General features: G+C 42.5%; 11 protein-coding genes. 6 read left to right on the top strand and 5 right to left on the bottom strand.

Annotation, left to right across the window (positions count from 1 at the left end):
* Nucleotides 1-25 precede the first annotated feature (25 nt).
* From BUB66_RS04465 to BUB66_RS04445, 5 genes are all read left to right on the top strand, one after another.
* A complete protein-coding gene (locus BUB66_RS04465) occupies nucleotides 26-319 on the top strand; it encodes a PTS sugar transporter subunit IIB (RefSeq protein WP_073255285.1) in 294 nt (97 codons plus the stop codon).
* A gap of 17 nt (nucleotides 320-336) precedes the next feature.
* Nucleotides 337-1,077 (top strand): SIS domain-containing protein, encoded by a 741-nt coding sequence (locus tag BUB66_RS04460; protein WP_073255485.1) that lies wholly within the window; start codon nucleotides 337-339, stop codon nucleotides 1,075-1,077.
* Nucleotides 1,078-1,322: 245 nt separating this feature from the next.
* On the top strand, nucleotides 1,323-2,411 hold the full coding sequence (locus tag BUB66_RS04455; RefSeq protein WP_159431501.1) for a TRAP transporter substrate-binding protein: 1,089 nt from the start codon (nucleotides 1,323-1,325) through the stop codon (nucleotides 2,409-2,411).
* Nucleotides 2,412-2,535: 124 nt separating this feature from the next.
* Nucleotides 2,536-3,027 (top strand): TRAP transporter small permease, encoded by a 492-nt coding sequence (locus tag BUB66_RS04450; RefSeq protein WP_073255278.1) that lies wholly within the window; start codon nucleotides 2,536-2,538, stop codon nucleotides 3,025-3,027.
* 8 nt (nucleotides 3,028-3,035) lie between these two features.
* Nucleotides 3,036-4,325 carry a TRAP transporter large permease gene (locus tag BUB66_RS04445; RefSeq protein WP_198409354.1) on the top strand — a complete coding sequence of 430 codons (1,290 nt, stop codon included), beginning with the start codon at nucleotides 3,036-3,038 and terminating at the stop codon, nucleotides 4,323-4,325.
* 148 nt (nucleotides 4,326-4,473) lie between these two features.
* Here BUB66_RS04445 and BUB66_RS04440 read toward each other — a convergent pair whose 3' ends face one another.
* The 5 genes from BUB66_RS04440 to BUB66_RS04420 form a co-directional block, all read right to left on the bottom strand.
* On the bottom strand, nucleotides 4,474-5,721 hold the full coding sequence (locus tag BUB66_RS04440; protein WP_073255271.1) for an NAD(P)-dependent malic enzyme: 1,248 nt from the start codon (nucleotides 5,719-5,721) through the stop codon (nucleotides 4,474-4,476).
* 19 nt (nucleotides 5,722-5,740) lie between these two features.
* The gene (locus BUB66_RS04435) at nucleotides 5,741-6,292 is read right to left on the bottom strand and encodes a Fe-S-containing hydro-lyase (protein ID WP_188092872.1); all 552 of its coding nucleotides are present in this window, start codon (nucleotides 6,290-6,292) and stop codon (nucleotides 5,741-5,743) included.
* A gap of 20 nt (nucleotides 6,293-6,312) precedes the next feature.
* Nucleotides 6,313-7,158, bottom strand: coding sequence for a fumarate hydratase (locus BUB66_RS04430; RefSeq protein ID WP_073255268.1), 846 nt, complete (start codon nucleotides 7,156-7,158; stop codon nucleotides 6,313-6,315).
* A gap of 126 nt (nucleotides 7,159-7,284) precedes the next feature.
* Nucleotides 7,285-8,196 carry a U32 family peptidase gene (locus BUB66_RS04425; protein ID WP_073255265.1) on the bottom strand — a complete coding sequence of 304 codons (912 nt, stop codon included), beginning with the start codon at nucleotides 8,194-8,196 and terminating at the stop codon, nucleotides 7,285-7,287.
* 20 nt (nucleotides 8,197-8,216) lie between these two features.
* Nucleotides 8,217-9,260, bottom strand: a complete 1,044-nt coding sequence (locus BUB66_RS04420) for an Ldh family oxidoreductase (protein ID WP_084098775.1) — start codon at nucleotides 9,258-9,260, stop codon at nucleotides 8,217-8,219.
* A 215-nt stretch (nucleotides 9,261-9,475) separates the two neighbouring features.
* Here BUB66_RS04420 and BUB66_RS04415 point away from each other — a divergent pair, with 215 nt between their 5' ends.
* The gene (locus BUB66_RS04415; RefSeq protein WP_073255262.1) at nucleotides 9,476-11,425 is read left to right on the top strand and encodes a sigma-54-dependent Fis family transcriptional regulator; all 1,950 of its coding nucleotides are present in this window, start codon (nucleotides 9,476-9,478) and stop codon (nucleotides 11,423-11,425) included.
* The last annotated feature ends 137 nt before the right edge of the window (nucleotides 11,426-11,562 follow it).

Genomic DNA, 11,562 nt, shown 5'->3' with positions numbered 1-11,562 from the left:
CATTCTATCGTAGGAGGTACTGTTCATGGGCGAAAAAATAAAAATAGTTGCAGCATGTGGTGTAGGAATGGGCAGCAGCCTGATATTGAAAATGACGATAGAGGATATTATAAGGGAATTGGGCATCAATGCGGCTGTAGAACATGCGGATATTGGAAGTGTAAAAAGCGCAAATCCGGACATAGTGGTGGTTCAGACCTTTCATGAAGAAAAGGTAAGAGATGCTGCAAAGGCCGTAGTTGCAATCGATGACTTCTTCAATAAAGAAAAGCTAAAGGAAAAACTCATAGCCGCGTTTAACGAATTGAGAGGAATGTAAATGTGGGAGGCGATAATTTGCTATATAGCTACCTAGATGAGGTCGCAAAAAGGATAGAGAAAATCAGGACGACTCAGATTGAAAATGTAAAAAAGGCAGCGGAATTAATAGCAGGTTCACTAGAAAAAGAAGACAGCGTTTTTCACGTGTTCGGCTGCGGCCATTCGCATATAGCCGCAGAGGAACTCTTTTATAGGGCGGGCGGCCTCGCCTGCGTAAATCCCATATTGCCAGTAGAATTGATGCTCCATGAGGGTGCCCTGAAAAGTTCTCATTATGAGAGAAAGGAAGATGTAATAAGTTTAATTTTTGACAGGTATGACATGAGAGAAGGCGAATGCTTAATAATAGTATCCCATTCTGGCAGAAACGGTGCCCCGGTAGAAGCAGCTTATGAAGCAAAAAGAAGGGGCTTAAAAGTGGTGGCGGTGACTTCAAGGGAGTATAAGGGAAGAACATCTTCCAGGCATTCTTCGGGTAAATTTCTGGAAGATGTGGCTGACGTAGTAATAGACAACTGCGGCAATTACGGAGATGCATCGCTGAAAATAGAAAAAGAGGGCTTTAACACCTCCTTTGCTCCACTTTCGACCGTGCTTAATACGGTAATACTCAATATGTTGGTTGCTGAGGTAGTTTCCATAATGCTACAAAGGAGAATAGTTCCTCCAGTTTTCATGAGTGGAAACGTCGATGGTGCAGAAGAACACAACTTAAAATTGGTGGAAAGATATAGGAAAAGAGTAAAGCATCTGTAAAGTATACGGGCTGAAAAGCCCGTTTTTTTTTTTATATTGCGAGAATGGTAGAATAATTTCGAGATTTGTCCTAAATACGTTAAATATCTTTGTAAAATTTATTAAATTGCAGATTGAATGTAAAACAATTATATAATATAATTTTATAAAAAATAGCAATTATAATACAGGTTAATACAGGGGGTGGAATGGCTGAAAATAGAAATAATCAAATTCTAACGAAAACTTTGAAAGGTGGGGAAATGATGAAAGTAAGATATTTGCGCTTAGTTGCATTTTTATTAATTTTGTTCATAGTATCTTCAATCTTTACCGGCTGCGGCACAAAAAAGGAAGCTAGTTCCAACAACAACCAAAGCACAGGAGAAAAGAAAACGGTCGAGTTGGTAATGGGACATCCATTTTCGGCGCAACACCCGGTTAGCCAGCAGATATTAATACCGCTGGCAAAAGAACTAGAGGAAAAAAGCGGTGGCAGGATAAAGCTCACAATTCACCCTGGCGGTTCGGTTACTAGCGCGGCTACGATAAGGGATGACGTGGTGAGCGGTGCAATTGATATTGGATGGACCCTGCAAGGTTACACCCCGGGTAAATACCCCATAACAGATCTGCTGGAGCTGCCGTTTATGTTTGATTCAACGTTGCAGGCGTCTTACGTTTTGTGGAACCTTTACAAGAGGTCTCCTGAGTTCCAGCAGGAATACGGTGATGTGGTGGTACTCGGACTTTGGGTCACCGACCCGAGCGAATTTTTGACTAAAAAGCCGGTAAAAAAGCCTGATGACCTGAAGGGCATGAGGATTCGCGTCGGCGGTCCCTCGAGAGAAGCCATGATAAAGAAATTAGGCGGAACTCCTCTCGTAATCCCAATGCCTGATGTCTACGATGCCATGCAGCGAGGAATAATAGATGGCGACTGCAATGGTCCTTCTGTAGTGGAGTCCTATAAGTTACACGAAGTAATTAAATATGCAACACGAGGACTGAGGGCATTCCATTCGGCCCAAGTAATATTTATGAACAAGGATAAATGGAACAGCCTATCGCCCGAAGACCAGAAGCTTCTTGAAAGCCTGACAGGAGAAGTAATTTACAAAAAGGCGACTGAAATTTACAATGCAGGTTATGAGAAAGGAATGAACATGGCGGTAAAATCCAATGTGGTTATAACCGAGATAACTCCCGAGCAGCGGAAAGAATGGATGGAAAAGACCAAGGATTTGATTAATGAGTGGCTAAATGCTGCAAATCAAAAGGGCATTCCTGGACAGAAAATTCTCGACCTTGTTAACCAGTTAAAAGAGGAATTTAATTCCACTCAGAAGAGTTGATTATAAATTTAAAAAAATTACAAAATCCTAGTGGGAAAGCGCTGCGATTGCGAAGGCGATTGCAGCGCTAATCTCACTAAAAAGGTGCAATGTTCGCTGACTTTATACGTTGGGAGGACAAGATATGGAAAGGCGATTAATTTTTAAACTGAATACCATCTTGAACTATATAGGCATTGCCGTGATGCTTTTTGTCATGATGATAACTGTTATTGATATATCAGGACGCTATTTTTTTAATAGGCCCTTAGCCGGGACTATGGAATTGACGGAACTATCGCTGGTAATAATCGTATACTTGACTTTAGGATATGCGGAGCATTTTCATGAACATGTGGTGATTGATACAATTTACAACTTGATGCCGAGGAACATCCAAAAATTCATGTACATTTTGGGGTCGTTGATTTCGTTAGTTACAGCGGTGCTCTTATCTTATTATCTTTACCTCTATGCAGGTAAAGTAGTGGCAGGCGGTTACAAGACGGGTGTGCTTGGAATCCGTTATTATCCTGTTATATATATTGCCTCCGCGGGAGCTGCTTGTTATGCATTGGCGATAATTTCGAATCTATGCGAATTCATTAAAAAAGAAGGGAATGATAAGCAGTTATGAGTCCGGAAATGGTTGGAGTATTGGGCGTTGTAGTAATGCTTATTTTGATATCCATGAGAGTGCCTTTGGCGATTGCGATGATGGCCGTTTCTATAGTCGGTACTAGCATACTGGTTTCGCCTCAGGCTGCTCTGGCAAAGTTGGGTGCCGATGCGTTTGCAAATTCCAAGATATATTCCCTCAGCGTGATACCGCTTTTTGTAATGATGGGCTTTTTCCTATCTTATGCCGGAATGGGAAGCACGCTGTATAAGCTCTTCGATGCGATTTTAGGTAAGGTAAGGGCTGGCCTAGCGATGGCAACGATAGGTGCGAGTGCCCTTTTTGCAGCAGTTTGCGGGTCGGTAGTTGCTACAACCACTACTATAGCCAGCGTATCTGTAGAGGAGATGAAGAGGTATAATTATGACGAAGGCTTTGCAGCGGGATGCGCTGCAGTTGGAGGGACGCTCGGAATTTTGATACCGCCAAGCTCAACAATGGTAATGTACGGGGCGCTGACCGAAGAAACGATAGGAGGATGTTTGATTGCGGGCATCATACCGGGTATTTTAACTGCTATATTGCTTATGATAACTGCGTATGTTCTGGCCTTAAGAAATCCTAAGCTTGCACCTATTTCGATTGAAAGGGAAAAGACTCCCCTTACTTGGGATTTGATAAAAGAGGCGTGGATCATACCCACTATTTTCCTGATAAGTATTGGCGGCATATATGTCGGGGTATTTACCCCTACGGAAGGTGGAGCCGTAGGTGCATTTCTCGCACTGGTTATACTGGTCTTGCTCAAGAAAATGAACTGGGAGACATTTAAGAAAGCTATGAATCATTCGGCTAGGGTTAATGCCATGACGTTCTTCGTTTTGGTAGGGGGGCTTATGTTCGGACGTTTTATAACATTAAGCAGGCTTCCCCTTAATCTGACCCAATTTATTACAGGTTTAGATCTTAATAGATATGTAATACTTTCAATAATATTTTTGATATACCTGTTCTTGGGGACTATAATGGATGGTATGGCAATACTCGTGATAATGACGCCGATAATATATCCCATTATAAGGTCGTTAGGATTCGATGGAATATGGTTTGCGGTGCTTACAATATTGATGCTGAATATTGGTCTTTTAACGCCACCAATAGGGGTTATAAGTTTGATAACTGCAAATATTACAAAAGTGCCGGTCGGGAAGGTATTCCGAGGAGTTACTCCATTCTGGATAACTCTCATTATTTCCAGCATCATTATAATAATCTTCCCGCAGCTTGCGACCTTCCTGCCAAGCATGATGAAATAAAAATTTATTTTTAATCGCCACTGTTTAGCGCTCTTTTTTGGCAGGGGAAAATCAAAAATGCTGCCTAAAAAGAGTATTTTTGCACATTAAAAAGGCGCCAACCTAAAAGTGGTTGACGCTTTTTTTAAAGATTTAAAACTTGATTTTTCTATTTGCCAAAATAAGAATTTGCTTTTTTGACTAATTCTATTGTTCTCTTTTCTATTTCTTCCGGATCGACTTTCTTTCGTGCTACATTGCACTCTATAGCGGCTTTTGCGACCGCTTTTGCAACTGTCGGTGCCACTCTTGGGTCGAAAGGCTTGGGAATTATATAATCTTCTTTTAATTCACTGGAAGGAATAATATCTGCCAGGGCATAAGCGGCCGCCAATTTCATGTCGTCATTAATGTCTCTTGCCATGACGTCAAGGGCGCCTCTGAAAACGCCGGGGAATGCGAGGACGTTGTTTATCTGGTTGGGGTAGTCAGACCTGCCAGTTCCTACTATTTTCGCTCCAGCTTCAAAGGCATCTTTCGGGTTTATTTCCGGTACCGGGTTTGCCATTGCGAAAATTATGGGGTCTTTTTTCATGCTCTTTACCATTTCTTTGCTTACGATGTTGGCTGACGAAACTCCTATAAATACGTCGGCGTCTACCAATGCATCGGCAAGTTTCCCGGAACGTTTTTCTTTGTTTGTCAATTTTGCCATTTCTTCTTTTGCCCAGTTCATGCCCTCTTTTCTACCTTCATATATAATTCCTTCGCGGTCACAGAGCAGAATGTCTTTTACTCCTGCCTTCAACAGAATTTTTGCAATGGCGATGCCGGCAGCACCGGCTCCGTTTATGACTACTGTTATTTCGCTGATGTCTTTCTTTACCAATTTTAAAGCGTTTAAAAGGGCTGATAACGTTATTATGGCCGTGCCGTGCTGGTCGTCGTGAAATACCGGGATGGAAAGGCACTCTTTTAAGCGCCTTTCTATTTCAAAGCAGGAAGGAGCCGCAACGTCTTCCAGGTTGATTCCTCCGAAAACTGGTTCGATGAGTTTTACGGTCTCGACGATTGTGTCAATATCTGTAGAATCTATGCAAATCGGGAAGGCGTCCACGCCGGCAAAGCATTTAAAGAGAACAGCTTTTCCTTCCATTACCGGAAGTGCGGCCTTTGCCCCTATTTTCCCCAGACCCAGGACTGCGGTGCCGTCGGTTACTACGGCGACCATGTTTCCTTTTGCTGTATAGTCATATATCTTTTCAGGGTCTTGAAAAATTTCCTTGCACGGTTCGGCAACGCCGGGAGTGTAAGCTAGGCTGAGGTCTTCCTTGCTGCTCACCGGCACTTTGCTTATTACTTCAATTTTTCCTTTGTTTTCAAAATGAAGTTTTAATGCATCTTCTCTCAGCGACATCGTGAGACCTCCTTTAAATTTAAATTTCCCTGTATTTTTCGACGCCGATTTTATATAGGTCATCCCCCTCTTTGTCTATAATGACAATAGCGGGGAAGTTTTCAACTTTGAATTCGTATATGGCCTCAGGGCCCAGGTCCTCAAAAGCAACAATCTTAGAATCTTTTATGGAGTCCGCAAGAAGCGCCCCTGCACCGCCTATTGCACCGAAATAAACCGCACCGTATTTGACTATGGCATCGACCACTTCTTTGGACCTGAAGCCTTTGCCTATCATGCCTTTCAGGCCTTTTTCCAGGAGAAGGGGTGTGTAAGCGTCCATTCTGCCGCTGGTTGTGGGGCCAGCAGAGCCTATCACGGTTCCCGGCTTTGCAGGGCATGGGCCAACGTAATATATTATCTGTCCTTCTAATTCTATGGGGAGTTTTTCGCCTTTTTTTATCATTTCGGAAAGCCGCTTATGGGCAGCGTCTCTTGCTGAGTAAATTATGCCGCTTATTGACACTTTATCTCCCGCCTGAAGGGAGCTTATAATTTCCGGAGTTAAGGGGGTAGTTATGTGCTTTATCATTAACTTTCACCTCCTGAATACTAAATTTCAACTTCTTTATGTCTTGCCACGTGGCACTGTATATTTATGGCTACGGGAAGACTTGCAATGTGGGCCGGAAAGGTCTCTATGTTGACAGCAAGGGCAGTGGTTTTGCCTCCAAAACCTTGAGGCCCTATTCCCAGTTTGTTTACTTCCTCTAGCAATTCCTTTTCCAGTTCAGCTATTTCAGGCATGGGATGATGTTCGCCGATTGGCCTGAGCAGAGCTTTTTTTGCTATTAATGTAGCCACTTCGATAGTCCCACCGATGCCTACGCCAACAATTATAGGTGGGCACGGATTGGGGCCGGCCTGTCTTACTGTTTCTAACACAAATTTCTTTAGGCCGTCTACTCCATCGGATGGCTTTAGCATTCTAAGGGCGCTCATATTTTCGCTTCCGCCGCCTTTTGGAGCAAAAGTTATTTGAATCTTATCGCCCGGAACTATCTCGAGGTGAATTATAGCCGGAGTATTGTCTCCCGTATTTTTCCTGTAAATGAGCGGGTCATTTACTATGGATTTTCTCAAATACCCATTTTTATAGCCCCTGCGGACTCCCTCGTTGATGGCTTCGTTGAAATTGCCGCCTATAATCCTTACATCTTGCCCGAGCCTCACGAAAAATACTGCAAATCCCGTATCCTGGCATATTGCTAGGTCCTTTTCTTCAGCGATTTGGTAGTTCTTTATAATATCGTGTAATATTTCCCTGCCCAGAGGAGAGCTTTCTTTTTCTACTGCTTTGTTTAAAGCAGATTTAACGTCTTCAGGAAGTTTAATATTGGCTTCGATACACAGTTTTTCGACTGCAGCGATAATCTCATCGACGTGAACTTCCCGCATTTTGTTACCCCCTTTTTATTTGTTTTTACTTTCGAGTATATCAGAAAGTATAGGGAATGTGAAATAAAATAAATTCACGCCCCTACTAAATAAATAGTAGGGGCAATTTAGAGCATTCTTAATAATTTATTCTGGGATTGCCATATCGGGTGTGCCAGCTTTGCTCTGGACGGCCTGCGGATAGTACTTCTCCACCATTTCTTTTACAATAGCCGCCTGTTTGGCCATAGCCCTGCCATTTTCTGCGGTTGTTAACTCTCCGTGGCCAGAAACGACGGAGTTTCCGGTCTTGAGGTGGATAGGAGCGCCTATGCGGACCATTTCGGGAGCTTCATAGACTCTTATAAATCCGCCGGATCCCGGAGGATTGTCCGTATGGACATCGATGGGTACATCCACGGCAGCTCTCAGGGCTGCGATCATGGGCAGCGTCATGTCTCTCACAGGGTTGATGGAATCTGCGCCGAGGCTGGCGAGGAGCTTGAAGCTTGCCGGGTTTCCATGGCCAGCGTGGGCTGACATCTTGAAGTGCATATTTTTGGGTAATTCTCCGGCCTTCCGCATTTCGTTGAGGACCCAGAGCAATCCTTCGTCGTATACGAGCACTCCTCTGCCGCCAACTTCAGCGATGCGTTTTACGTCTTCAACAGCCCTTACTATCTGTTCCATGCCGCGCAGCCTGTATCCTATTCTCACGCCCTGCTGGCTGAGCCTTGTAGCGCTTGTGTCGTAAGTTGCCCTCGGGCCTACAGAGATGTTGAGCTCTACCCTGTAGTACTTGGCTATGGCGATGTATTCTTTGAGTTCTTCGAGGGTGTGGCGGAAGCATCCATAAGTTTCGTCTACCCGGTTGATGGTAATGCCAAGCCTTTCGGCTTCTTCCATGAGCGCTTTAAAAGCAGCAGCGCTGTTTACAGTGGGGACCTCCAACCTGTAGTCTGCGCCATCGGGGAACTTTTTGGTTGAGGTGGGTAAGTTGTAGAGGTCTCCTTCGGGCAAACCTAATTTTTTCATAAATTCTCTTGTCTTGTCAAACATTTTTAAATCCTCCTTACATTTTATAAAATTTTATTTAAATTGTATTTATCAGCAAGTTTATTCAATTCTTCCCTTACTTTGGGGTCAAGGATTATGCCTTCGCTTTTTGCCTTTTCTTCGGCGTTGTTTTCTATCTCGCCAGGCAGAAAGATTTCTGAGTTATTTACTGAAGGTAATGATTTTATCTTTTTTATAACCCTGTCTATGTCTCTTTTGAATTTGTTTACGTCATTGAAACAGCTGATGTCCAGTGCCATTATTATGTGACCCGTCTTGGAAGGACCGCTCATATCAGTGACATTTTTTACTTCTCCCGTAAAGGAAGAACCGGTTAATACGCCGCATATCAGGTCTATTACCAGGGAAAGCCCTGAGCCTTTCGGACCGCCGATGGGCAGAAGGCTTCCCTTCAGCGCCAGGTCTGGATCGTCTGTGTCCTTGCCATAGGGATCTAAAGCCCATCCGATCGGTATCTTTTCGTTCTTGAGTTTAGCGAGGCGTATTTTACCTCGAGCGACTACAGATGCAGACATGTCCAGCACGATGGGCTTTTTGGTTTTAGATGGTATTGATACTGCAAGGGGATTGGTGCCGAGCAGTGGAATATAGCTTCCAAAAGGTGCAATGGCAGGCGAAGAATTTGTTGAGACGATTCCTATCATGTCGTTATCAGATATGAGCATGGCATAATAAGAGGCTATTCCAAAATGGTTAGAGTTTTTTATGCCGACTACGCCGGTGCCGTATCTTTTAGCTAATGTCACTGCTAATTTAGAACCATAGTAGGCTGCGACCTGCCCGAAACCGTTATCGGCGTCAAGGAGGGCAGCAGCGCCTTTTATTTTTTCGATCCTATAATTGGCATTCTTGTTAGTTGCTCCACATTCCATTCTGCTTACATAAGTTGAGACCCTCACAAGGCCGTGCGACTTTATACCCCTTGCTTCAGCGCAGATTAAAGAATCGGCTATAATTTCAGAATGAGCGGCGTTTAGACCTGCATTTTTAAAAATGTCTGCTACAAATTCCTTGACAGCATAAAACGGCATTCTTTCTTCCTTCAAAAACTCACCTCCTTTTTCCTGTCGTCCTTCTGTCCAGAGGTAATAGCAAGAATCGTACCAATTGAGTAAATTGTTAAGTTTTTAAGACAAGACTTGAAATCCGCATTGTTTTGTGTTTATAAATAGATAGAGAGAAAAATTTTGAAAATGTAATATTACATTATGAAATAAGTATTTAAAAATGAAATACATCAAAGTGTTTGGAGGTGAAGAAAATGGAGGAACTGAGGGGAAAGATTTCGCTTATTGCACCCAACTCATATATAGCTGAACTTGCCGAAAAAGTGTGCAAAGGCTATGAAGATATAGTCAGGATATACGAAGGGAATTTGGAAGAAGGGTTGAGGATTGCAAAAAGGGTTCTCTCGGAAGGATGTCGGGTGATAATAAGCAGGGGGGGGACAGCCCAAATTATAGAAAAGGAACTGGAGGTTACCGTTGTCCCGATACCAATAACTTTTAGCGACTTAGCCTCAACATTGGCGAAGATAAAAGAAAAAGACGTCGATGTAGGCGTGATAGGATATAAAAATTTAATCCAGGAAATCGAAGAAGTTGATAATTTGATGGGCTACAGGATATATTTTTCGGAGATTCAGAGCCGCGAAGAGATAGAAGAGAGAATAATAGAACTTTATAAGAGGTTCGGGATAAAGACGTTCCTCGGCGGCAATAAAGTGGTGAGAGCGGCGGAGGCCTTAGGGTTAAAAGGCATATTGCTTGGAAGCGGGAAGGGGGCGATAAAAAAAGCAATCCTTGAGGGCATGAGAATTGCCAGGATAATTTATGAACTCGACAAAGAGAGGATGCAGCTTAAGACTATTGCCGAGTACAGCAATGAAGGCATTATATTGATGGATGAACAGGACAAAGTCAAGTATGTCAGCCCTGCTGCTGTGAGGATATTGGGAATATCTTATGACGAAATAATTGGAGAAAATATTTTCAAATACGTAAAGCACACAATGAACATTTACGACTCGATAAAGAAAAAGATGGAGACCCGCGCGGAATACGACCAGATAAACAATACAAAGGTCATATTCAATTACGTGCCTTTATATATGGACCATAAGATGATAGGAAGCTTACTTTCGTTTGAGGATGTTTCTAAAATAGAAGAATTGGAAAAAAAGATAAGAAAAGAAATTTACAGCAAGGGGTATGTAGCGAAATATTCGTTTTCGGACATGTTGACTAACAATCGAAAGATGATGGGAATTATCGAGATGGCAAAAAAAATAGCAAAGGTGGATACTACTGTTCTGATAACTGGAGAATCTGGCACGGGGAAAGAGCTGATGGCGCAGAGCATCCACAACGAGAGCTTAAGGAGGAATGGACCTTTTATTGCGGTAAACTGTGCCTCTCTCCCTCAGAGTTTGCTGGAAAGCGAACTATTTGGCTATGCTGACGGAGCCTTTACCGGAGCGAAAAAGGGAGGAAAACCCGGGCTTTTCGAGTTAGCCCATACGGGGACCATATTCTTGGATGAAATTGCTGATATACCGTTGGACCTTCAGGCACATCTTTTGCGGGTAATCCAGGAAAAAGAAATATCGAGGATAGGAGATGACAAGGTAATTCCGGTAAATATAAGGATCATAGCTGCGACAAACAAAGACTTAATGAAATACGTGCAGGAAGGAAAATTCAGAGAAGATTTATATTATAGGTTGAACGTAATAAACATAAAGATGCCGCCGCTCAGAGAAAGGAAGGAAGATATACCGTTGCTTGTAAACCATTTCATATCGAGATTTTGCGCAAAATATGGTTTAAGTCATAAAAGAGTGACACCAGGGGCTATGGCTACATTTTCTGAGTATACTTGGCCTGGGAATATAAGAGAACTACAAAATGTAATTGAGAGGCTAGTATTGACGGTGGACGGAGAGTTAATAAGTGAAGACCATCTGATTGAAATATTAAAAATTGAGCAGTATAACCAGAATATAGAGCAATATAGCACAATAGACAAAATAAACAACCATTTCCTGCGAGATCCCGACCTCGAGGAAGGCGTTTTGGATAAAATGCAAAAGGAGTACATTGTAAAAGTGCTGAGAGAAGTTAATGGAAACAAGAAGAAAGCAGCAAAGATTTTGGGGATAAGTACAACGACTCTTTGGAGGAAGATAAAGCAATTAAACATCAACCTTTGAATATTTAAAATTTGAAATGAGAATTTCATTTTTAAATAATATAATTTTCATAATGAAATAAAAATAGTTTATTAATGGCAATCTCCTGCGAAAGAAACAGAGGTTTTTTTAAATGGCACAATTTTTGCAATAGAATT

It is taken from the genome of Caldanaerovirga acetigignens (assembly GCF_900142995.1).
GTDB lineage: Bacteria > Bacillota > Thermosediminibacteria > Thermosediminibacterales > Thermosediminibacteraceae > Fervidicola > Fervidicola acetigignens.
This window is presented reverse-complemented; position numbering and strand designations above follow the sequence as displayed.